This is a genomic window from Phenylobacterium sp. (genome assembly GCF_037189685.1).
Lineage (GTDB): Bacteria > Pseudomonadota > Alphaproteobacteria > Caulobacterales > Caulobacteraceae > Phenylobacterium.
This window is the reverse complement of the sequence record NZ_JBBCIT010000015.1, coordinates 1-21,175: the sequence shown is the minus strand read 5'-3', so window position 1 is coordinate 21,175 and position 21,175 is coordinate 1. Positions and strand designations below refer to the sequence as shown.

At 71.3% G+C, this 21,175-nt stretch carries 20 protein-coding genes; 5 read left to right on the top strand and 15 right to left on the bottom strand.

What is annotated here, in order from left to right:
- The first annotated feature begins 45 nt into the window (after positions 1-45).
- Genes WG212_RS11615 through der form a run of 3 tightly spaced genes read left to right on the top strand, consistent with a single transcriptional unit; the run spans position 46 to position 3,786 of the window.
- Positions 46-795 (top strand): tetratricopeptide repeat protein, encoded by a 750-nt coding sequence (locus tag WG212_RS11615; protein ID WP_337187259.1) that lies wholly within the window; start codon positions 46-48, stop codon positions 793-795.
- Positions 792-2,180, top strand: a complete 1,389-nt coding sequence (locus WG212_RS11610; RefSeq protein ID WP_337187258.1) for a PQQ-binding-like beta-propeller repeat protein — start codon at positions 792-794, stop codon at positions 2,178-2,180. Before WG212_RS11615 ends, WG212_RS11610 begins: the two co-directional genes overlap by 4 nt.
- Positions 2,181-2,202: 22 nt before the next feature.
- Positions 2,203-3,786: a ribosome biogenesis GTPase Der gene (gene der / locus WG212_RS11605; RefSeq protein WP_337187257.1), complete on the top strand. Its 1,584-nt coding sequence runs from the start codon at positions 2,203-2,205 to the stop codon at positions 3,784-3,786.
- Here the strand turns inward: der and WG212_RS11600 are convergent.
- From WG212_RS11600 to radA, 5 genes are read right to left on the bottom strand one after another with little or no spacing between them, the layout of a single operon-like run.
- Positions 3,734-4,495 (bottom strand): SDR family NAD(P)-dependent oxidoreductase, encoded by a 762-nt coding sequence (locus WG212_RS11600; protein WP_337187256.1) that lies wholly within the window; start codon positions 4,493-4,495, stop codon positions 3,734-3,736. The genes der and WG212_RS11600 overlap by 53 nt on opposite strands.
- 34 nt (positions 4,496-4,529) lie before the next feature.
- Entirely contained in the window at positions 4,530-5,513 is a 984-nt protein-coding gene (locus tag WG212_RS11595; RefSeq protein ID WP_337187255.1) for a bile acid:sodium symporter family protein, read from the bottom strand.
- Positions 5,510-7,003, bottom strand: coding sequence for an amidophosphoribosyltransferase (gene purF / locus WG212_RS11590; RefSeq protein ID WP_337187254.1), 1,494 nt, complete (start codon positions 7,001-7,003; stop codon positions 5,510-5,512). Before purF ends, WG212_RS11595 begins: the two co-directional genes overlap by 4 nt.
- The gene (locus WG212_RS11585; RefSeq protein WP_337187253.1) at positions 7,000-7,602 is read right to left on the bottom strand and encodes a CvpA family protein; all 603 of its coding nucleotides are present in this window, start codon (positions 7,600-7,602) and stop codon (positions 7,000-7,002) included. The genes purF and WG212_RS11585 overlap by 4 nt, the downstream gene beginning before the upstream one ends.
- Positions 7,599-9,020: a DNA repair protein RadA gene (gene radA / locus WG212_RS11580; protein WP_337187252.1), complete on the bottom strand. Its 1,422-nt coding sequence runs from the start codon at positions 9,018-9,020 to the stop codon at positions 7,599-7,601. Before radA ends, WG212_RS11585 begins: the two co-directional genes overlap by 4 nt.
- A gap of 131 nt (positions 9,021-9,151) precedes the next feature.
- Between radA and WG212_RS11575 the strand changes: the two genes are divergently transcribed.
- Complete coding sequence (locus tag WG212_RS11575) at positions 9,152-10,321, top strand: Yip1 family protein (protein WP_337187251.1); 1,170 nt, start codon at positions 9,152-9,154, stop codon at positions 10,319-10,321.
- Positions 10,322-10,346: 25 nt separating this feature from the next.
- On the opposite strand, the gene alr is transcribed toward WG212_RS11575, so the two are convergent.
- The 5 genes from alr to rpsF form a co-directional block, all read right to left on the bottom strand.
- Positions 10,347-11,435, bottom strand: a complete 1,089-nt coding sequence (gene alr / locus WG212_RS11570) for an alanine racemase (RefSeq protein ID WP_337187250.1) — start codon at positions 11,433-11,435, stop codon at positions 10,347-10,349.
- Positions 11,436-11,441: 6 nt separating this feature from the next.
- On the bottom strand, positions 11,442-12,944 hold the full coding sequence (locus WG212_RS11565) for a replicative DNA helicase (protein WP_337187249.1): 1,503 nt from the start codon (positions 12,942-12,944) through the stop codon (positions 11,442-11,444).
- Positions 12,945-13,198: 254 nt separating this feature from the next.
- Positions 13,199-13,789, bottom strand: a complete 591-nt coding sequence (gene rplI / locus WG212_RS11560; RefSeq protein ID WP_337187248.1) for a 50S ribosomal protein L9 — start codon at positions 13,787-13,789, stop codon at positions 13,199-13,201.
- A 14-nt stretch (positions 13,790-13,803) separates the two neighbouring features.
- Positions 13,804-14,085: a 30S ribosomal protein S18 gene (rpsR, locus tag WG212_RS11555; RefSeq protein ID WP_293379161.1), complete on the bottom strand. Its 282-nt coding sequence runs from the start codon at positions 14,083-14,085 to the stop codon at positions 13,804-13,806.
- 18 nt (positions 14,086-14,103) lie between these two features.
- On the bottom strand, positions 14,104-14,466 hold the full coding sequence (gene rpsF, locus WG212_RS11550; RefSeq protein ID WP_337187247.1) for a 30S ribosomal protein S6: 363 nt from the start codon (positions 14,464-14,466) through the stop codon (positions 14,104-14,106).
- Positions 14,467-14,699: 233 nt separating this feature from the next.
- On the opposite strand from rpsF, the gene WG212_RS11545 reads away from it, so the two are divergent.
- Positions 14,700-15,176, top strand: a complete 477-nt coding sequence (locus tag WG212_RS11545; protein ID WP_337187246.1) for a DUF2059 domain-containing protein — start codon at positions 14,700-14,702, stop codon at positions 15,174-15,176.
- Between the two features lie 8 nt (positions 15,177-15,184).
- On the opposite strand, the gene WG212_RS11540 is transcribed toward WG212_RS11545, so the two are convergent.
- The 5 genes from WG212_RS11540 to WG212_RS11520 form a co-directional block, all read right to left on the bottom strand.
- Complete coding sequence (locus tag WG212_RS11540) at positions 15,185-15,742, bottom strand: peroxiredoxin (RefSeq protein ID WP_337187245.1); 558 nt, start codon at positions 15,740-15,742, stop codon at positions 15,185-15,187.
- 67 nt (positions 15,743-15,809) lie between these two features.
- Entirely contained in the window at positions 15,810-16,823 is a 1,014-nt protein-coding gene (locus WG212_RS11535) for a DUF4402 domain-containing protein (RefSeq protein ID WP_337187244.1), read from the bottom strand.
- A gap of 4 nt (positions 16,824-16,827) precedes the next feature.
- Positions 16,828-19,446 carry a hypothetical protein gene (locus WG212_RS11530; protein ID WP_337187243.1) on the bottom strand — a complete coding sequence of 873 codons (2,619 nt, stop codon included), beginning with the start codon at positions 19,444-19,446 and terminating at the stop codon, positions 16,828-16,830.
- A 199-nt stretch (positions 19,447-19,645) separates the two neighbouring features.
- Positions 19,646-20,551, bottom strand: a complete 906-nt coding sequence (locus WG212_RS11525) for a hypothetical protein (RefSeq protein WP_337187242.1) — start codon at positions 20,549-20,551, stop codon at positions 19,646-19,648.
- Positions 20,551-21,123, bottom strand: a complete 573-nt coding sequence (locus tag WG212_RS11520; protein WP_337187241.1) for a hypothetical protein — start codon at positions 21,121-21,123, stop codon at positions 20,551-20,553. Before WG212_RS11520 ends, WG212_RS11525 begins: the two co-directional genes overlap by 1 nt.
- Positions 21,124-21,175 lie beyond the last annotated feature (52 nt).

Genomic DNA, 21,175 nt, shown 5'->3' with positions numbered 1-21,175 from the left:
TAGGTTCCGCCCCTCGTTTATGCGGCGCCCCGGAGCCCCCCACACGTGACCGATCTTTTCGAAGAGGTCGAAGAGCAGCTTCGCTCCGACCGCTACAAGCAACTTGGGCGCAAGGTGTTGCCGTGGGTGCTCGGGATCGCGGCGTTGGCCCTGGTGGCCACCCTGGCCTACTGGGGCTGGGACACCTGGCGCAGCAACAACATCGCGAAGGCTTCGGACCAGTACGCCGAGGCGATCGACGCCCTGCAGGCGGGCGATCGCGAGAAGGCGCTGCAGGTCTGGACCGAGACCTCGAAGTCGCAGGCCCCGGGCTACAAGGCCCTGTCGCTGATGCACTTGGCGGCCTACCAGATGTCGCAGAACAAGACGGACGAGGCGGTGAAGCTGCTGGATCAGGCCGCCGAAGCCGCGCCTGACGCCGCGCTGGGCGACGCCGCCCGCCTCAAATCCGCCTTGGCCCTCCTCGACACGGCGAGCTTCACCGACGTGGAGGCGCGCTTGAAGCCCCTTATGGAAGACGGCCGGCCATACCGCATCCAGGCGCGCGAGGCGCTGGCCTTCGCCAAGATCCGGGCCGGGAACCTTTCGGGCGCCCGCAGCGACTTCGTCGTCATCTCGCAATCGCTCGACGCGGGCGAAGGCGCCCAGTCGCGGGCGCGCGCCGCCATGGGCCTGATCGATTCCGGTTCGGCCAAGGAGGTCGCCGCCGTGGTGAAGGCCGCCCAGGCGCTGCCGCCGCCCGTCGTGGGCCCGCAAGGGGCCGTCCCGCAAGCCCAGGACGTCGCGCCGCAATGATCCGCCGTTCCACGATCCTCGCGACCGTCACCGTGATCGCGATCGGCCTGTCCGGCTGCTCCACGATCAGCCGCCTGAACCCGTTCGACCGCGATGACGACGGCCCCTCGGAGATGGCGGGAGAGGGCCAGCGCATCTCGATCGTTCCGGCTGACCAGATCCTTGAGCCGGCCGAAGCCCTGAAAGGGGTCGACTTCGCTCTGCCGCAACCCCAGACGGTGGCGGCCTGGCCGCTGCCCGGCGGGACGCCGGAACAGGCGCTGGGCAACGTGGCGCTCGGCGAGAACCTGGCGGTGGCGTGGCGCCGCAGTTTCGGCGACGGCTCGAAGCGGGGCCGCTATGTGACGGCGCCCCCCGTGGCGGCGGACGGCAAGGTCTTCGCCATGGATTCCGAGGGGCGCGTCGCGGCCCTGGACGCCCGCACGGGCGCGCAGGTCTGGCGTACGAGCACCAATCCGGGCGACAACAAGCGCGACCGTCTGGCCTTCGGCGGCGGCATGGCCTACGCCGACGGAAAGCTCTATGTGGCCACCGGATACCGGGAAGTGCTCCAGATGGACGCCCGTTCAGGGGCCATCGGATGGCGGTCCAGGACGCCGGAAGCCATCCACGGCGCACCCACGGTGGCTGCGGGCCGCGTCATGGCCATTGCGCTGGACAACACCCTTCTGACCTTCGATGCGGCCACAGGCGCGCCGTCGTGGACCTACCAAGCGCTGTCCGAGCCCGCCCGGATCCTGGCGGCGTCCAGCCCGGCGGTGTCGGGCGACACCGTCGTGGCGGCGTTCGGCTCGGGCGAGCTGGTGGCGCTTCGCGCGGCCAACGGCAACGATCTGTGGAACGAGGCGCTTTCGCGCGCGAGCCGCACCAGCGCGCTGTCCGAGATCCGCGACATCGCCGGTCGCCCCGTGATCTACCAGGGCGACGTGTTCGCGGTCAGCCATTCGGGCGTGTTCGCGGCCACCGACCTGCGCACGGGCCAGGCCCTCTGGAGCCTGCCGGTGGTGGGTGTGACGGCCCCGTGGCCGGCGGGCGACGTGGTCTATGTGGTCTCCAAGGGCGGCGAGGTCATCTGCGCCAGCCGCGAGACGGGCCAGATCTACTGGATGCGCGACCTCAACGAGGGCTTCAAGGGCAAGAAGGTCGGCGGCGTCTTCGGCATCAGCGGGCAGCGGCAGAACCGCCCCTTGTGGTCGGGCCCGCTCCTGGCGGGCGAGCGCCTGCTGATCACCGGCCAGACGGGCGACATGGTGGTGCTCAACGCCAAGACGGGCGAGATCCAGCGCCGGATCGGCCTCAAGGGCTCGGCCACCATCTCGCCGATCGCCATGGGCGACACCCTGTATGTGGTGACCCAGGACGCCGATCTGATCGCGATCCGCTGACCGGTCAGGTAGACTTCGCCCTATGGCGCTCAAACTTGCGATCGTCGGGCGGCCGAATGTCGGCAAATCCACGCTGTTCAACCGGCTGGCGGGCAAGAAGCTCGCCATCGTGGACGACCAGCCGGGCGTGACGCGCGACCGCCGGTTCGCGACCGGCCGGCTGGGCGACCTGGATCTCCAGCTCATCGACACCGCCGGTTTCGAGGACGTCACCGACGAGAGCCTGGAAGCGCGGATGCGCACCCAGACCGAACTGGCGGTGGACGAGGCGGATGTGGCCCTGTTCGTCGTCGACGCGCGCGAGGGCGTGACGCCGGCCGACGAGATCTTCGCCGAACTCCTGCGCCGCAAGGGCAAGCCCGTGGTGCTGGCGGCCAACAAGTCCGAGAGCAAGGCCTCCGAGGCCGGCGTGCTCGAGGCCTTCGGGCTGGGCCTGGGCGAGCCGGTGCCGATCTCGGCCGAGCACGGCGAGGGAATGGCAGATCTCTACGCCGCCGTGGCCGCGCTCGCGCCCGATCCCGACGCCGAGGACGACGAAGAGGCCGGCGTCAAGCCGATCAACATCGCGATCGTCGGACGGCCGAACGCGGGCAAGTCGACGCTGGTGAACGCCCTGATCGGCGAGGACAGGCTGCTTACGGGCCCCGAGGCCGGAATCACCCGCGACGCCATCCCCGTGGACTGGGAATGGGACGGCCGTCCCATACGGCTGGTGGATACGGCCGGGCTGCGCCGCAAGGCCAAGGTTCAGGAGAAGCTGGAGAAGCTCTCCACCGGCGACTCCATCCGCGCCATCACCTTCGCCGAGGTCGTGCTGCTGGTGATGGACGCCACGCACCCGCTGGAGATCCAGGACCTGCAGATCGCCGACCTCGTGGAGCGTGAGGGGCGGGCCCTGGTCTTCGTGCTGGCCAAGTGGGACCTGATCCCCGACGCGGCGGCGCGTCTGGCCGAGTTGCAGGAAGAGGTGACCCGGCTGCTGCCCCAGGTGCGTGGCTCGCCGATGGTGGCGCTGTCGGCCGAGACGGGGCGGGGGCTGGACCGGCTGCTGCCGGCGGTGCTCAAGGCGCACGGCGACTGGACCACCAAGGTCAAGACGCGCGATCTGAACGATTGGCTGCGGATGGCGGTCGAACGGCACCCGCCGCCGGCGGTGAACGGCCGCCGGGTGAAGCCCAAGTACGTGGCCCAGACCAAGGCCCGCCCGCCCACCTTCGTGCTGTTCGCCAGCCGCGCCGACCAGCTTCCGGACCACTACCGGCGCTATCTGATCAACTCGATCCGCGAGAGCTTCGACCTGCCGGGCGTTCCGATCCGCCTGTCGGTGCGCTCGAACAAGAACCCCTACGCCGAGGGCGAGGAGAAGAGCGGCCCGGGCCCGGCGCGGACGGCTCCGTCGTCGGCGCGGACCGGCCTGGCGGCCAAGGCCCGCAAGGCGGCGGCGGAAAAGGCGCGGGAGGGCGCCGAGGGCAGGCCGAAGGCGCCGCAGAAGGCGAAGAAGCCCAAGGCGGGAACCCCGCGTGGGCGTGCGGCCAAGCTGGCCCGGCCCGGCGTCAAGCCGAAGCGGGCGTCCCGGCCGTCTTCCAGTCCGCGAAAGCCACGTTAGCGGTCGGCAGGCCCAGGTCGACCTGGGCCAGTTCCACGATCAGGGGGCCGATCTCGGCCGGGTCGGGCAGTTTCGCCGGGTCTTCGCCGGGCATGGCTTCGGCCCGCATGCGGGTGCGCATGGCGCCGGGGTCGAGGAGGACGGCGCGGACCTTCGTCTGCTCCAGTTCGTCGGCCCAGGTGCGGACCAGGTTCTCGACGGCGGCCTTCGTGGCTCCGTAGGTTCCCCAGAAAGCCTTCGGCCGCTGGGCGCGGCTGCTGGTGAGGAAGATAGCCCGCGGCCGCGCGGAGGCGCGCAGCAGGGGTTCCGCCGACCGGATCAGGCGGAACGTGGCGCTGAGGTTCACCGCGATGTTCCGGTCCCAGTGCTTGGGCTCGATATGGGCCACGGGCGTCATGGGGCCGAGCAGGGCCGCGGCGTGGACGAGGATGTCCAGCCGGCCGAACCGCTGGTGGATCGCCAGTCCGAGCTGGTCCAGGCCGTCCACCTCGCCGATGTCCATCGGGACCAGGGTGGCCGGCTGGCCGGTGAGGGCGCGGATCTCGTCGTCGAGGGCTTCCAGCGCGCCCTGGGTGCGCGCCACGGCGATCACGTGCGCGCCGGCCGCGGCCAGGGCCAGGGCCGCGGCCTTGCCGATGCCGCGGCTGGCGCCGGTGACGAGGGCGACGTGGTCGTGAAGGGGGGCGTCGTGGAGGGGGCGTTCGGACATGAGGCGGCGTCTCTAGCCGCTTTCGAGTGTCGTGTCAGGGCGTCGTATCGGGGCGTCGGGCGTATCGCTGGGCCAGCGCGGCGCAGACCATGAGCTGGAGCTGGTGGAACACCATCAGCGGGATCATGGCCACTCCGGCGATGGCGGGGGTGAAGAGCGCCGCGGCGATGGGCGCGCCGCTGGCGAGCGACTTCTTCGAGCCGCAGAAGACGATGGCGATCTCATCGGCCTTGTCGAAGCCGAGGCGGCGCGCCGCGACGGTGGTGATGGCGAGGACGGCCGCCAGGAGGACCGCGCAGATCGCCAGCAGGCGAACGAGGTCGAGCCCGCTCAGCCGGCTCCACACGCCGTCCACGACGGCGCTGGAGAAGGCCACATAGACGATGAGGATGATGGTGCCCCGGTCCAGCTTGCCGAGGAGGGCGCCGTGGCGTGCGACGGCCGTGCCGATCCAGGGCCGCAGGACCTGACCCGTCACGAAGGGAAGGAGGAGCTGGATCATGATGCTCCAGAACGCGCCGGGGCTGATCGCGCCCTCGGCGCGCATCAGGAGGCCCACCAGAGCCGGCGTCAGGAACACGCCCACGAGGTTGGAGGCCGAGGCCGCGGCCACGGCGGCGGGCACGTTGCCGCGCGCGACCGCCACGAAGGCGATCGAACTCTGGATCGTGGACGGCAGGCAGCCCAGGAGGATGAGGCCGGCGGCCAGCTCGGGCGGGCTGATCCAGGCCGGCAGGCGGGTGAAGCCCAGCGTCAGGGCCGGGAACAGCACGAAGGTCGCCGCGAAGATGGTCAGGTGCAGCCGCCAGTGCGTCAGGCCCGCCAGCACCGCCTCGCGCGGGAGCCGCGCGCCGTGCAGGAAGAAGACCATCGCGATGGCGATCTTCGTTGCGAGGCCCAGGCCCTCCGCCGCGTCGCCCCGCGCGGGCAGGACGCTGGCGAGCGCGCCGGCCGAGATGATGAGGATCAGGTACCAGTCCGGTTTGATCCGCCCGAGGAGGGCGGGTTTACCGCTCACGCGTCGACCAGGAACGAGAGCTGGCGCTGGGAGATTTCGTTCCGCCCCTCGGCGATCTCGCGGTCGAGCAGCCGGGTGGGATAGTCGCCGGTGAAGTAGTGGTCGGTGAACTTGGGGTTGGCCGGGTCGCGCTCGGCGCCCATCGCCCAATACAGGCCGTCGACCGACAGGTAGCCCATCGAGTCCACGTTCAGGATGCGGGCGATCTCGTCGACGTCGTGGTTGGCCGCCAGCAGCTTGTCTCGGTCGGGCATGTCGATGCCGTAGTAGTCGGGCCACTTGATCGGCGGCGAGGCGCTGCGCAGGTGGACCTCGGCGGCGCCGGCTTCGCGCACCATGCGGACGACCCGCACGGAATTGGTGCCGCGCACGATGGAATCGTCCACCAGCAGCACCTTCTTGCCCGCCAGCACCGACCGGTTGGGCGCCAGTTTCATCCGAACGCCCAGTTCGCGGGCGCCCTGGGTGGGCTGGATGAAGGTGCGGCCCACGTAGTGATTGCGGATGATGCCCATCTCGAAGGGGAGGTTCGCCTCCTGGGCGAAGCCGAGCGCCGCGGGCACGCCGGAATCGGGCACCGGCACCACCACGTCCACGTCGGCCGGCGTCTCCTGCGCCAGCCGCCGTCCCATGCGCTTGCGCACGTCGTAGACGGACTGGCCGTTCACGACGGAATCGGGGCGGGCGAAATAGACGTACTCGAAGATGCAGGGCCGCGCCTGCTGGGCCGGGAAGGGCCGGAAGCTGCGCAGTCCCTTCTCGTCCACCACCAGCATCTCGCCGTGCTCGACGTCGCGCACGAACGTGGCGCCGACCATGTCGAGCGCGCAGGTCTCGGACGCGAACACCGCCTTGCCGTTCAGGTCGCCCAGCACCAGGGGGCGGATGCCCAGGGGATCGCGCACGCCGATCAGCTTCTTGTTGGTCATGGCGACCAGGGCGTAGCCGCCCTCGATCTGCTGCAACGCCTCGGTGAAGCGCTCCAGGAACCGGGCCCGGCGCGAGCGGGCGATCAGGTGCAGGATCGCCTCCGAGTCCGAGGTGGACTGGAAGATGGCCCCTTCCGAGACGAGCTGGGCGCGCAGCGCCAGGAAGTTGGTCAGGTTGCCGTTGTGGGCCAGCGCGAGGCCGCCGGCCTCGAGGTCGGCGAACATCGGCTGGACGTTGCGGATGAAGCTGCCGCCGGCGGTGGAGTAGCGCGTGTGGCCGATGGCGGTGCGGCCCGGCAGGCGCTTGCCCAGGTCGCCGCCGCCGAACGCGTCGCCGACGTAGCCCATGTGGCGCTCGGTGTGGAACCGCTGGCCGTCGAACGAGGCGATGCCGCAGGCTTCCTGGCCCCGATGCTGGAGAGCATGAAGTCCGAGCGCGGTGATCCCGGAGGCCTCGGGCGTCTCGTAGATGCCGAAGACGCCGCACTCCAGCCGGGGCGAGTCGTCGTCGGGGTCGCGCAGGGGCTGCGACCAACGCTCGGCGGCGTGAGTCAGGCTCATCGGGAAGGCTCCGGACGGTCGGCGGCGGCGGATTCGCGGGCCTCGTACCTCTCTGTCGCCGTTCTGTCACCTGACCCGTCGCCGATGGCGCGATCAAAGGCGGGGCGGAGGCTGTCGGCAAGGTCCAGTCCACGGGGCGCGAGGGACTGGAGGAGGCGGCCCATGTTGGCGGCCGCGGGCCAGGTCTGGGCGCCGGTGATCCAGCGCGGGCGCAGGTCTTCGGGCGTGGCGGCGTTGAACATGAGGTAGAGGGCGCCCAGGACGATCAGGCCACGCCCCAGCCCGATCAGAAGGCCCAGGGAGCGGTCGAGGAAGCCCAGCATCTGGGTGTTCTGGACCTGGCGCGCGACGCCCGCGCCGATAAGCCGCAGGGCGACGAAGGCCACGGCGAAGACCAGGACGAGGGTCGCCACCGTCCCCAGCCAACCCGGGATGACGTCGCGCACCGAGGGACCGAAGGCCGGCAGGGCGACGATGGCGAGGCCCGCCGCCGCGACGAGGGCGACCAGGGCGAACACCTCGCGTACGGCGCCGCGCGCGAAGCCGACCGCCGCCGAGATCGCGAGCAGGGCCAGGACGAGGATATCGAACTGGGTCACGGGCGTCTTCCGCCCAGTGTCCCCTTGGGGGTTCCCCCTGGGGTCCACCGGGCATCCTGGATTCTCTGGACGGCGTCGGCCAGGCGGCCGACGCCCATGGGGGCGATCGGGGGCGCGAGGAGAGCGCCGGCGTCGGCGTCCAGCGGCCCCAGCGCGCGACGGAAGCCCAGCTTCGCGGCCTCCTTGAGGCGCCCGTCCATCCGGCTGACCGGTCGCACTTCGCCCGACAGGCTGATCTCGCCGAAGACCACGCAGTCCTGGGGCAGGGCGACATCGAAGGCGGAGGAGGCGAGGGCGGCCGCCGCCGCCAGGTCGGCCGCGGGTTCGGAGATGCGCAGGCCGCCGGCGACGTTGAGGTAGACGTCCCGGTCCCCGAATCCCAGGCCGCAGCGCGCCTCGAGAACGGCGAGCACCATCGCCAGCCGCCCGGAATCCCAGCCGACGACCGCCCGCCGGGGCGTGCCGTAGGTCGAAGGCGCCACCAGCGCCTGGATCTCCACCAGCACCGGGCGCGATCCCTCGATACCGGCGAACACCGCCGCGCCGGCCGCCCGCTCGCCCGAGGTGTCGAGGAAGAGGGCCGAGGGGTTCTTCACCTCGGCGAGGCCCGCGTCGCCCATCTCGAAGACCCCGATCTCGTCGGTGGCGCCGAAGCGGTTCTTGGCGCCGCGCAGGATGCGGAACGGATAGCCGCGCTCGCCCTCGAAGGCGAAGACGGCGTCGACCATGTGTTCCACCACGCGAGGCCCCGCGATGGCGCCTTCCTTGGTGACGTGGCCCACGAGGATCACCGCCAGGCCCCGCGACTTGGCCAGCCGCACGAGTTCGCCCGCGGCGGCGCGGACCTGGGTCACCGAACCGGGGCCGGCCTCGTGGGCGTCGCTCCACAGGGTCTGGATCGAATCGATCACGACGAGGTCGAAGGGATCGGCCTTCAGGCCGTCCACGATGGCCCGCAGGCCGGTCTCGGCCGCCAGGCGCACCGGCGCGTCGGCCAGGCCCATGCGGTGGGCGCGACCGCGCACCTGCTCCACGGCCTCCTCGCCCGAGATATAGGCCGCGCGCACGCCCCGCCGCGCGGCGCTGGCGGCCACCTGGAGCAGCAGGGTCGACTTGCCTACGCCCGGGTCGCCGCCGACCAGGATGGCGGAGCCCGGCACCACCCCGCCGCCGCAGACACGGTCCCACTCGTCCACGCCCGTCGCGATGCGGGGCGGCGCCGGCGTGGCTTCGTCCAGGCCCTGGAACGCCAGTTGCCGGGTGCGCGCCTTCGAGGCCGGCTTCAGCCCGCCCGGCGGGCGGGTGGTCAGTTCCTCGACCAGGCTGTTCCAGGCGCCGCAGGCCGGGCACTGGCCGGACCAGCGGGTCTGGGTCGCGCCGCAGGACTGGCAGGCATAGACGGCGCCGTCGCGGGCCATGAGGTCTCCTGATTCGAGCGTATGGAACTCTAGCCCAGGCCGAGGGAACGGTCTGTGCGATGGGTTGCGGTGGCGGGCTCAAGGGTTACGGTGCCCCTACGACAGTTTCGGACGCAGGGAGAGGCGAGATCATGAGCGTAGTGGAACCCGGATCGGCCGGCGCGGGGCTGGTCGCGCGGGTGAAGGACATCCTGACCAAGCCCTCGCCCACCTGGGACGTGATCGACGGCGAGCGGCCGACCGTGGGACAGCTCTATACGGGCTATATCGCGCCGCTGGCGGCGATCCCGGCGGTCTGCGGCGCGGTGGGCATGGCCGTGCTCGGCGCCGGTGCCATGGGCATTACGGTGAAGTTGTCGCCGGCGAGCGCAGTGACCCAGGCGGTGGTCAGCTTCGTGCTGAGCCTGGTGATGGTCTATGTGGTCGCCCTGATCATCGACGGCCTCGCGCCCACCTTCGGAGGCCAGAAGGATCGGCTCCAGGCGCTGAAGGTCGCGGCCTACGCCTCCACGGCGTCCTGGGTCGCCGGTGTGTTCTCGCTGATCCCGATGCTGGGGATCGTGGGGCTTCTGGGCGCGCTCTACAGCCTGTTTCTCCTGAGCAAGGGCCTCCCCCGTCTGATGAAGACGCCGGAAGAGAAGGCCGTGCCCTACACCGTGGTCGTCGTTGTGATCGCCGTTGTGCTGGGTCTCGTCATCGGCATGGTGACCGGCGCGGTGACGTCCATGACGGGCGGCGGACGCGGGGCGTTGGGCGACGTCGAGGTCAGCGGCAAGGTGAACATCCCGGGCGCCGGCGAGGTGGACGTCGCCAAGCTGGAGGCGCTCGGCAAGGCGCTGGAGAAGGGCGAGCCGGGGCCGGTCTCCGATCCCGACGCGCTGAAGGGTTATCTTCCGGGCGGCTTCGCGGGCTTCACACGCGGGGATGTCAGCACCGGCGCCGGCGGCGTCGGCGCCATCCAGGGCGCGCAGGCCGAGGCCGAGTATTCCCGGGGCGATTCGCGGATCACCCTCGAGGTCACCGATGCGGGTGGTGCGGCGGCCCTGGTTGGCTTGGCCGGCGCCTTCAACGCGCGCTCGTCCAAGGAGACGGCGACGGGCTACGAGAAGATGGGGCAGGTCGATGGCCGGCTGACCCAGGAAAGCTACGACCGCGAGGCGCGCCGGGGCGAGTACGGGGTGCTCGTCGGCCAGCGCTTCTGGGTGAGAGCCCAGGGCGACGGCGTCACCATGGACGAACTGAAGTCGGCGGTCGCGGCCGTCGGCCTCAACCGTCTGGAGGCGGCGGCGAAGGCCGACTGACGACTTCGGAGACCTCGGCGCGCCGTCAGGCTTCGCCGAGGTAGATCCGCTCGGCCCGATGGCTCAGGCGGACGAGCACTTCGTGCGCCACGGTGCCGGCTGCGGTGGCGAGGTCGTCCAGCAGGGCGTTCGGCCCCAGGACTTCCGCAGGGTCGCCGGGCGAGACGGGCGCGTCGCCGATGTCGACCACCAGCAGATCCATGTTCACGGCCAGCAAGGGCCGCAAGGCGCCGGCGACCCACGCCCGGCCCCGTCCCGTCGCCGCGCGGATCACCCCGTCGGCATAGCCCGCGCCGACCACGGCCACGCGCATGGGCCGGTCGGCCGTGAAAGCCTCGCCGTAGCTCAGGCGGTCGCCGGAGCGCAGGTTGCGGACGTCGAGGACGGGCGCGGTGAGTGTCGCGACGGCGCGAAGGCGCGGGTCGGGGCGTTCCTCGGGGCCGCCGCCGAACAGGCTCACGCCGCCGCGCACGACCTCATGCCGGTACTCGGGGCCCAGGAACGCCCCGCCGGAGGCGGCCAGGCTGGTCCTGGCTTCGGGAAACAGGGCGCGGGCCTCGCGGAAGCGGGCGAGCTGTTCGGGATTGCGCGCCTCGCCCGGATCGGTCGCCGAGCCCAGGTGGCTGACCAGCAGCGGCACATCCAGCGCGCCCAGGCCGCGCGGCGCGCCGGCCAGCGCGCGGGCTTCCTCCAGGGTCAGCCCCTGGCGGTTCATGCCGGTGTCGATCTGCACGGCGGCCTCGTAGCCGCCCCGGGCGGCGGCCAGGGCGAGCGCCGCGTGCGCCTGGGGCAGGGTGGCGATCACGGGCGTGAGGCGCGCGGCGTCGAACCGGCCGGCCGCGCCGGGCGGCAGGCCGTCGAAGACGTAGATGGCGGCCTCGCGGTCGCCCAGTTCCCGGCGCAACGCCTCGCCCTCCGAGACGCGCGCCACGAAGAACCGCCGGACACCCTCGGCCCAGAGGCGGCGTGACACCGGCCCGGCCCCGAGGCCGTAGGCGTCGGCCTTGACCACGGCGGCGACCTCCGCGCCGGGCGTGACGTCGCGAAGGGTTGCGAGATTGTGGGCCAGGGCGTCGAGGTCGATGACCAGCCGCGCGCGGTCGGAAGGGATCATCCGCGCCTAATGTGGATCGTAGCGGCCGGAGTCACGGGCCAGATTGCCGAACTTGGTGGTGTCGGAGTTGAACGACAGCTTCACGGTGCCGATCGGGCCGTGGCGCTGCTTGCCGATGATCACCTCGGCCAGGCCCTTCACCTGGTCGACCTGCTCCTGCCAGGTGAAGTGCTCGGGCGTGCCTTCCCGCGGCTCCAGGCGGCTCAGGTAGTATTCCTCGCGGTAGACGAACATCACCATGTCGGCGTCCTGCTCGATCGAGCCGGATTCCCGCAGGTCCGAAAGCTGGGGTTTCTTGTCCTCGCGGTTCTCGACCTGGCGGCTCAACTGCGAGAGCGCCAGCACGGGGATGGCGAGCTCCTTGGCCAGGGCCTTCAGGCCCTGGGTGATCATCGAGACCTCCTGCACCCGGTTGTCGGGGCCGCCGGCGCCCGTGGTGATGAGCTGGAGGTAGTCGACGATCAGCAGGTCGAGGCCGACCATACGCTTCAGCCGCCGGGCCCGGGCGGTCAGCTTGGCCAGGGTGATGCCGCCGGTGGCGTCGATATAGAGCGGGGCCTCCTGGATCTCGAGCGCCGCATCGCGGATGCGGCCGAACTCCATGGCGTCGATCTCGCCCTTGCGGAGCCGGTCGCCCGAGACGCCCGAGGCTTCGGCCAGCAGGCGCATGGCGAGCTGCTCGGCCGACATTTCGAGCGAGAAGAACGCCACGACGCCGCCGCGGACGGTCTTCCGCGATCCGTCGGGCTGTGGCTCCCAGGCGTAGTGCCGCGCCACGTCGAAGGCGATGTTGCAGGCGAGCGACGTCTTTCCCATCGAGGGCCGGGCCGCCAGGATCATGAGGTCCGACGGGTGCATGCCGCCGATCTTCTGGTCGAGGTCGATCAGGCCGGTCGAGAGGCCGGCCAGGCCGCCGTCGCGGCTATGGGCCTCGGCCGCCATCGCCACGGCGCCGCGCAGGGCGTCGGCGAAGTTCACGAAGCCCTGGGAGACGCCGCCCGTCTCGGCGAGCTGGTAGAGTTGCTGTTCGGCCGCCTCGATCTGGTCGCGGGCGTCGAGCTCGGCGTCGCCGCGCTGGGCGGTCGCGGCGATGTCGCCGCCGATGCGGATCAGGTCGCGCCGCAGGGCGAGGTCGTAGACCGCATTGGCGTAGTCGGGCGCGTTGGCGGCGGGCGGGGCGCGGTCGACCAGGTCGGCGAGGTAGCGCAGGCCGCCCAGCTCCTCGAACGCCGGATCTCGGGCGAAGTGTTCGGCCAGCAGGATCGGCTCGGCGAGCTGGCCCTTGCGGATATTGGTCTGGATGGCCTGGAACAGCCGCTGGTGGAGCGGCTCGAAGAAGTGCTCGGGCTGCAGGTGGTCGCCCAGCCGCTCGAACGCGGCGTTGTCGTAGAGCAGGGCGCCCAGCAGCGCCTGTTCGGCCTCGACGTTGGCCGGCGCGTGCGGGATCGACACGTCGTTGGACGCGGTGGGCTGGGGGGGGCGGAGGTCGAGCGCCGGGACGAGGGCCATGGGTCTATCGATAGCCAAGGTGAGCCTCCGGATCACGGCGGCGCGCCCGCGCCGGCCCAACCTGTCCACACACAGTTTCGAGCCTGTGGACAAAGGCGGTGCGGGACGGAGAGCCGCACAGACGAACGGTGCAGAGTCTCACCCGCGCCGACGTCAGAATCGGACGTAGGGCCGGTCTGGAGCTGGTGGCCAAACGAAAGCGGCGCGGAGGGCATCCCCCGCGCCGCTTCATGTCGTCGGTGTCGGCGCCGTCCTCAGGCGTCGGCGGGCGCGTAGTCCTGCGCAGCCTGGCCGGCGCCGCCTTCGAGGAGGTCGGCGGCGGCCTCTTCGGCGGCCTGACGCTCGTCCTCGAACTGCGAGGCGATCACGTTCTCGCCGCGGGCCTGGCGTTCGGCCTCGTCCTGGCTGCGGGCGATGTTCAGGGTGACGGTGACCGCCACTTCCGAATGCAGCCGGACCTTCACCTCGTGCATGCCGAGCGTCTTGATCGGCTTGTCCAGCACGACCATGGCCCGCTCGATCTTGCCGCCTTCGGCGTTGACCGCGTCCGCCACGTCACGGCCCGTGACCGAACCGTAGAGCTGGCCGCTTTCGCCGGCCTGGCGGATCAGGATGTACTGCGTGCCGTCCAGCTTTTCGCCCGCGCGTCCGGCCGTTTCCTTGGTCTTGGCGTTGCGGGCCTCGATCTCGACGCGCTGGGCTTCGAAGACCTTGAGGTTGGCGGCATTGGCGCGCAGCGCCTTCTGGCGGGGCAGCAGGAAATTGCGGGCGTAGCCGTCCTTGACGTTCACGACGTCGCCGAGCGTGCCCCAGCCTTCCAGCCGTTCGAGCAGAATGACTTTCATGTGCCTAGCCTCCCTTACTTCACGACGTAGGGAAGCAGCGCCAGGAAACGGGCGCGCTTGATGGCCTTGGCCAGTTCGCGCTGCTTCTTGGCGGACACCGCGGTGATGCGCGACGGCACGATCTTGCCGCGCTCGGACACGTAGCGCTGGAGCAGCTTCACGTCCTTGTAGTCGATCTTCGGGGCGTTGGCGCCGGAGAACGGGCACACCTTGCGGCGGCGGAAGAACGGGCGGCGCGGGGCGCCGGCCGAGGCGCCGGCGGCCGGAGCCGGAGCGGCGGAGGTCTCTTCGCTCATGGAGTCAGCCTCCCTTTCCTAGAATTGCGGGGCGTCGTCGCGGCGTTCGCGTTCGCGATCGCGGCGGGCGAGGATCGGCGAGAGCTCCAGATCGAGCTCTTCGACGCGCACGGTCATGTAGCGCAGCACGTCTTCGTTGATGCTGAGCTGGCGTTCCATCTCCTTCACGACGTCCGCCGGGGCGTCGATGGCCAGGAGGGAATAGTGACCCTTGCGGTTCTTCTTGATCCGGTAGGTGAGGTTGCGAAGGCCCCAGTATTCGATCTTCGCGACGTTGCCGCCGCCTTCCTCGATGAGGGTCTTGAGTTGATCGTTGAGGGCTTCGGCCTGTTGCGGCGAGATGTCCTGCCGCGAGATGACGACGTGCTCGTAGAGCGCCATGAGTTTCCTTCTTCCGTTGTGGAAGGCGGCGCGTCCGGCGGCGGAAGCCCGCCGGAAACGATGGCTCTGCCCGCGGCGGCCGGGTGTTTCCCGACCCATTCAGGCTCCGCGAGAGACCGCCTTCCGTAGAAGAGGCGGGCTCTTAGGGGAAAAGGCTCGCGAGGGCAAGGGTGTTACGGCCTTGCAGTGCGGGGGCGGCCATCCGATCCTGCCGCCGATCGGGGAGGAGCGACATGCGGAAATGGGTGCTGGTGGGGTTCGTGGCCGGCCTTGCCTTCGGGACGCCGGCCTGGGCCGAGCCGTCGGACGACGCGCGCGATCTGGCCCGGCGCTACATGGCGGCGCTCCGCATGGAGAGCCAGGTGAGCGCGATGATGAACAACCTGATGCCTGCCATGATCGAGCGCGCGGCGAAGGCCCGGGGGCAGCGGCCGAACGCCGAACTCACCGAGGCTGTCACGCACGCCGCTGCGGAATCCATGCGGGCCGTGACCCCCATGCTGATGGAGGCCATGATCCCGGCGACCGTGGAGACCTTCACACGGGAGGAGCTGCAGGCGGCGGTCGACTACTACGAGAGCCCGCTGGGCCAGTCGCTGATCGCCAAGACGCCCGCGTTCATGGCCAGGTCGGTCCCGGCCCTGAACGCGTTGATGCCCCGGATGGAGCGGGACATGCACGAACGCATCTGCAAGGAGATCGGCTGCTAGGGGAAGATCTACTTCTTCGCCTTCCAGGCCTTCACGGCGGATAGCGTCTGGGCGACGTGTTCGGTGGGGTCCAGCTTGGAGTAGGCGTGGATGACCGAGCCGTCGGGGGCGATCACGTAGGAGGTCCGGTCCGACAGGTTCGGCATCGCCGTCATGACCGAGTCGTACGACCTGGCGATCTTCGCGCCCGGATCGGCGGCGACCGGGAACTTGCCCGAGCATTTGTCGGTGTCGGACGAGATCTGCTGGAGCTTGTCGAGCTTGCCGGCGGTCACCCCGATGACGGTCGCGCCGTTGGCGGCGAACTCGGGCATGGCGTCGGCGAACATCTTGGCTTCGAGGTTGCAGCCCTTGGTGTCGGCGGCCGGGAAGAAATACAGCACCACCGGGCCTTTCTTTCGCGCGTCGGCCAGCGAGAACGTCAGCGCCTTGCCGGCCTGATAGCCCTGGGCGGTGAAGTCCGGAGCCTTGTCCCCCGGCTTGAGGGCGGCCAGCGCGGGCGAGGCGACGAGCGCGGCGGCGAACGCCGCGATGAGGGCCTGGTTCATCAGGGCGTGGCGGGTCATGGGCGTATCCTCCGGGCCTGTACGGCGTCGGCTCCTTGAATATCAGCTTCCGCGCGACGCAACGACCTCAGTTGTAGTCCACGCTGACGGTGATCACGCCGGAATAGGCGCCCGTCGGCGTCGCAGGCGTGATCGTGAGCACGCCGCCGATGTTGAAGCTGTAGGCCCCCGCCGCGCCCAGCGCGCCGCTGAGGCGCGGGCTGGCGGGGGCGGTGTCGGTCAGGTTGACGGTCAGACTGCCCGGTCCCGTCAGGGTGACCGCCGTGGGGATGGTTACGGAGACCAGTTGGCCGCCTTCGCCGCTGATCGTGAACGCGCCGCGGGTCGGCGCCGGCGTGGGCCAGGCGAAGGCGCCGCCCGTCACCGTCCGGTTCCCCGTGCTCTGGTCGATGGTGATCTTGCTGGATCCGGTCGCGGGAAGCTGGATGCGGCCGAAGTTGAGGTCCGAGGTCGCGGCGACCGAGAGGCCGCGGTAGGTGCGGGCCCGGCCGCGGTCGGCGTCGCCGCCCATCGAGAAGCCCGCGCCGTCCAGGGCGCTGACCGAGAAGGTGTTTTCGCCCATCCCTGTGGGCAGCCCGGAATCGTCGCCGGCCACCGGAAAGTCGGCGCCGACGAAGAAGGTCTTGGGGGAATTGTGCCCCGGGGGGGCGATCGAGAAGTCCAGCGGCTGTCCCCCCGTCGGCGGCCCGACCAGCGTCGCGGTGCCCATCGTCACGCTGAACGCCTGGAAGGCGCGGGCCCGGCCGGTGGTCGCGCCGATGGCCGCCACCCGGATGGGGACGTTGGCGGTGTCGCAGGTCGTCTCGCCGGCGCGCGTGTGGCGGCAGGTCACCGTGACCGAGGCCCGTGCGCCGCCCGCGGTCAGCCGCCGCCCGCCGCCGGAAAGGACCGTGACGGCCCCGCTGCCCGGGTCGATGCGGAAGACGGTGTCGCCGGCCGCGGCCGAGGCCACCGTCCCGATGTCCATGGGGTTCTCCACGTTGACCGTATAGACCGCCGCCTGCGCGGGCGGCGCGGCGAGGGCCGCGAGGAGTCCGAGCGTCCGGCCGGCGAGGCGCCTGGAAGAGAGCTTCGTCCGCATCGCCCTAGCCGCCTCCCGTCTGCGCCGTGGTGGTGTCCTTTGCGGCCGGTTCGAACCGGACCTGGACCGTCACGTCGGGGGCGAAGTCGCCATCGCCCCCGATGACGATAGCGGGCTCCTCCAGCAGCCGCATCCGCAGCTTCGCGGCCTGGGCCGGTTCGAGCCGGAGGCGCCAGGAACCCTTGGGCACCGCATCGAAGACGGCCGAGCCGTCGAATTCGGTGACGCCCTCCACCGGCTTTCCCTCTCCCCGCACGAGTTGCAGTCGCACCGAGGCCAGGCCCACGCGCTGGCCGTCGTCCCTGAGCAGTTCGACCCGGACCATCACCCCGCCGGTCGGCTGCAGGGGGAAGTCGACCCGTGTCACCGATCCCGGCCGGGGCCGCAGGTGGAGCCGGGTGGGCGGAGTCGAGACCGCGGCGTTCTCGAGCCGCTCCAGGTTCACGTCCATATAGGCCGAGGGGCCGGCGCCCAGTCCGGTGACCATCGCCCGGCCGTCCGGGCCAGTGACGGTCTCGCGGGCGACGCCGCCGTTCAGGCCGACATTGGCGGTCGCCGGCTCCCCGGCCTGGCGCACCCCGTCGCCATTCTCGTCGAGGAAGGCGTTGAACAGCACTGACCCGCCGGTTCCGGGGCCCGGGCGCAGCACCTCGTAGCAGCCGCGGTCGGGATCGTAGCCCAGGCCGAAGCTCCACTGCGCCGCGATGCGCCAGTCGGACCGGGTGTTGTCGTACTCGCCGGTGAGGGCCAGGTCGCCGAAGGGGGCGCCGTAGATGCTGGAGACCGTGACGTTCCAGTCGTTCGCGCGGTCCAGCGGCTGGCCGAGGCCGAAGCGCAGCGCCCAGGTGTCCGACAGGCGGCGGTCCACCACCAGGCTGAAGAAGCGCGCCTTGAAGTCGGGCAGGATGTCGTAGTCGAACGACGTGCGGATCTGCCACCGGTAGTTCCGGAACGTCGAGGCCGAGATATAGCCCTTGAGAGTCTCCGACACCGCGGCAGGCCGCAGGGCGCGCCGTTCGTACTCAAGGCCGGTCGACAGCAGCACCTGGCCGAGCCCCGTCGAGGCGCGGGTCGCGGCCAGGAGATCGTAGGACCCGCCCGCGTATTCGTTCCGGATCGCCCGCATCGAGACGGGGATGATGCGGCCCCGGAGATCGACGCTGGAATCGAGGGTGAGTTCGCTCCGCCGCCGGAGCTGCAAGCGGGCGTCGATCCCCAGGTTGTTCTCGTCCACGAAGCCGCCCCGGTACTCGGCATGGCGCAGGACGGCGGCCACGTCGCCGAACTGTCCAGCGGCCCCCAGGGCGGCGCCGCGTCCGCCCCGCGAATCCCAGCCGCCGTCGACCTGGGTCGCGAGGCCGAAGAGCGACGTGCGGGCGCCCAGGCTGAAGACGCCCAGCCCCCCGCCCGCCGGCTGGGGAACGCGCGCGGCGCCCGCCGCCAGGCTGACGAGGTCGGTGAGGCCGTAGTTCAGCGTGGCCACCGCGCGCAGGCCGTCGCCGGCGAAGAGCCGGGGGTCGCCGATGACGGGGACGCCGCTGTCCCGCAGCCGGAACAGCGGCTGATTCTGATCGACCAGCCCGAAGGCGAGCTGGGCCTCTCCGCGCCGCAGCAGCGCCGCGCCGACGTTGATAACCTGGACTTCCTCGATCCGCTCGCCGCGTGGGCCGTACGTGACGACCCGGACGACGTTCAGGCCCGGCGACAGCGGCAGGTCGAGGAACTCATAGCGGCCGTTGATGGCCTGGTTGGTCGAGGCGCGCAGCACGTCGTTGACGTAGAGTTCGACGTCGAATCCGGGAGGCAGTTCGCCGCGCAGGTCGATGCTGTTGAAGACGCTGGCCTGTTCGATCGGCGCGGTGGAGACGGTGAATCCCCGGCCGGCGATGGTGCGCGGCCCCATCGACATGGCCGGTGCGTAGACGTCGCCCAGGTTGATCTCGCGCGCATGCAGCGGACCCAGCATGGCCCCCTCGGCCGAGCGGCGCTGGAGCAGGAGGCGGGCGCTGGTGGCGCGTCCGTCCTCGTCCGAGGCGAGGTAGGCCTGGGCGTTCGACCAGAAGAGGTCGCCGGCCAGGCGCAGGTCGTAGCGGAAGGTGCTGTCGCGGCGGCCCTGGCCCACGCCGCCCTCCAGCACGACGTCGATCCCCGGAGGGGTGAAGGCCGCATAGGGCTGTTCGATCCGCAGCGTCTCGTCCTGGAAGGCGGCCGTCCGGCCGCCGGGGCGTGCGCCTGCCCGCTCCAGTCGCGCCTGCACCGGGAACTTCTCGCGAGGGTGCAGGCGAAGCGCCAGTTCGTCGCTTGCGACGTCGAGCCGGGTGTCGAGGAGAAGACCCAGGACCGACGCGCGGACATAGATCTCGGTCGGCGTGACCACCGCGTCGCCGGGCGCCAGCGCCTGTTCCCGCCCGCCGGTGTCCCGCCCGCCCGTGCGCAGGACGCCGGCGTTCAGGTCCATGAGGACGGGCCGGCGCGCCTGGCCGAGACGTCCGACGATGCGGCCTTCGCCGGGCAGGACGTCGATGTCGGCTTCGAGCAGCCGGGTCAGTTCGCCCGCGGGCAGCAGGGGATCCTCGGGATCGCCGTAGGCGCCGAGGCCCTCGCTAAGGGTGAGGTTCTGCAACGTGGCCGAGAAGAGCAGGAGCGTGTCGGGATCCAGCCCGCGGTGTGCGGCCGCAGGCGCAGCCTGGGGACTCTGCGCCGTCGCCGGAACGGCCAGGCCGGCGCAGAGGAACGCTGCGGCGCAATGAGCCGGCCAGGACCTCGATATGTCGGAACGCGATCCTGGGGCGAAACGGGCGTCCGCTCTGGCCCGCCGCGCTCTAGAGCGCGGCTTGTGCAAGAACCTTCCCCGGTGATGTGTCGTCGTCCGTGAAGGTCACTTCCAGGCGCTCGCCGGGCGCGGGCTCGCGGGTCAGCGGGATACGCACCGCCCGGCGCGCCGTTTCAGGATAGACGCCCACGCCGCGGGCGAGGCCGAGGGGCTCGGCCGACTTCGGCGCGCCGGCGATGCGGACCTCGAAGTTGCCATAGGTCGAGCTGGTCCCCGTCCGAACCACGTCGAAGGCGACCAGGGTGATCCGCCGGACCGGCGGCCCGCCGTCGCCTGCCGCCGCGGCGTGCTCGATCCGGGCGTTCTCGATCCGCGCGGCGACGTCGGGCTCCCCCGGCCGCACGATGACCGGGATGGAGAGTCCGTAGACCGCGGCGATCTGGAAGCGCAGCTCGCCCGCTGCGCCACCACCGGCGGCGGCCTCGGCCGTCGCGCCCGTTTCGGGCGGGGGCAGGGTGGTGATGGTCAGGTGGCTGCGGTGCTCGCCGGCCGCCGCTTCGGGCATCGAGGACAGGCGCACCCGCACCGTCTGGGGGCGGCCGGGCTGCAACACCACACGCCGGGGCGAGACCTGCAGGAGCGCGCGCGCCGACTTCAGGCCGGCGGCGGCGGCCTGGACCTCGGCCTGGCGCTCGGATGAATCGACGGCCGAGATCTGCCCGTCAGGCAGCATCACCCGGTCGACGAGGGCGATGTCCACCGTCACCGGCCGGTCGCCCTGGTTCACCAGGTAAACAGCGCTGTTGCGTCGCCCCCGATCGAGGGTGACGCGCTTGGGCGTCAGGTTGAGGTAGGCGCCCGTCGCGGACGCCGCCGGTTCCTGGGCGGAAACGGGCGCCGCCGCCGCGAGCGCGCTGAGAGCCGCGATCGCGGCGAGGAGGCGGCGGCGCCACATCAGTTGTACTGCACCACGACGGCCAGGGTGGTCGCCGCCAGGTCCGGGCCGAGACCCACGCCGATGCTGGCCGCCGCGTCGCCGCCCAGGGCGCCGCCCACGATCAGGCCCCCGCCGACGATCAGGCCGTCGGCGCTCCTGTCGGCCGGGCGGTCGACCGAGGGCGCCTCTTGCGTCGTGATGTTCGCTGGGCTGGTCCGCACGACGAGGTCGCGACGGCCGGTTCCGGCCATCACCCGGAAGCCGACGGGCGCCGTCACGACCTGTCCCGTGTCATCGATCCTGCGGATGACCAGCCGCGCGTTGGCCGGCATGGTGTTGGCCATCCCCATCGATGGGATCTCACCGGTGAACTGCGCGCCCGAGAGCCCGGCGCCTGCCTCGCTGACGTTCGGCATGGCGGTGGGCCACGCCAGGCGCAGCATCGCAGGGTCCACGATGCCGGCCCGCGCCGGCGCGGTCGCGTCGGCGGCGCGGGCGGGCGAGGCTCCGGCCAGCGCGGCGCTGACCAGCAGGGTGCTGGCCAGGAGGAGGGCGGCGGAAAGGCCGGACGGAGGGAACACGCGCGTCATGCCAGGACAACCTGGACCCCGGCGCGGCGGGGGCGCAAGGGCCGCCGCGCCG

What these genes read in the sequence shown, in the direction of transcription:
- WG212_RS11540 (WP_337187245.1), bottom strand. Translation starts at nt 15,742, where the DNA reads ATGACCCGCCACGCCCTGATGAACCAGGCCCTCATCGCGGCGTTCGCC.
- WG212_RS11610 (WP_337187258.1), top strand. Translation starts at nt 792, where the DNA reads ATGATCCGCCGTTCCACGATCCTCGCGACCGTCACCGTGATCGCGATC.
- WG212_RS11525 (WP_337187242.1), bottom strand. Translation starts at nt 20,551, where the DNA reads ATGTGGCGCCGCCGCCTCCTCGCCGCGATCGCGGCTCTCAGCGCGCTC.
- WG212_RS11565 (WP_337187249.1), bottom strand. Translation starts at nt 12,944, where the DNA reads ATGGCCCTCGTCCCGGCGCTCGACCTCCGCCCCCCCCAGCCCACCGCG.
- WG212_RS11520 (WP_337187241.1), bottom strand. Translation starts at nt 21,123, where the DNA reads ATGACGCGCGTGTTCCCTCCGTCCGGCCTTTCCGCCGCCCTCCTCCTG.
- WG212_RS11575 (WP_337187251.1), top strand. Translation starts at nt 9,152, where the DNA reads ATGAGCGTAGTGGAACCCGGATCGGCCGGCGCGGGGCTGGTCGCGCGG.
- der (WP_337187257.1), top strand. Translation starts at nt 2,203, where the DNA reads ATGGCGCTCAAACTTGCGATCGTCGGGCGGCCGAATGTCGGCAAATCC.
- radA (WP_337187252.1), bottom strand. Translation starts at nt 9,020, where the DNA reads ATGGCCCGCGACGGCGCCGTCTATGCCTGCCAGTCCTGCGGCGCGACC.
- purF (WP_337187254.1), bottom strand. Translation starts at nt 7,003, where the DNA reads ATGAGCCTGACTCACGCCGCCGAGCGTTGGTCGCAGCCCCTGCGCGAC.
- rpsR (WP_293379161.1), bottom strand. Translation starts at nt 14,085, where the DNA reads ATGAGCGAAGAGACCTCCGCCGCTCCGGCTCCGGCCGCCGGCGCCTCG.
- rpsF (WP_337187247.1), bottom strand. Translation starts at nt 14,466, where the DNA reads ATGGCGCTCTACGAGCACGTCGTCATCTCGCGGCAGGACATCTCGCCG.
- WG212_RS11600 (WP_337187256.1), bottom strand. Translation starts at nt 4,495, where the DNA reads ATGTCCGAACGCCCCCTCCACGACGCCCCCCTTCACGACCACGTCGCC.
- WG212_RS11545 (WP_337187246.1), top strand. Translation starts at nt 14,700, where the DNA reads ATGCGGAAATGGGTGCTGGTGGGGTTCGTGGCCGGCCTTGCCTTCGGG.
- WG212_RS11535 (WP_337187244.1), bottom strand. Translation starts at nt 16,823, where the DNA reads ATGCGGACGAAGCTCTCTTCCAGGCGCCTCGCCGGCCGGACGCTCGGA.
- rplI (WP_337187248.1), bottom strand. Translation starts at nt 13,789, where the DNA reads ATGAAAGTCATTCTGCTCGAACGGCTGGAAGGCTGGGGCACGCTCGGC.
- alr (WP_337187250.1), bottom strand. Translation starts at nt 11,435, where the DNA reads ATGATCCCTTCCGACCGCGCGCGGCTGGTCATCGACCTCGACGCCCTG.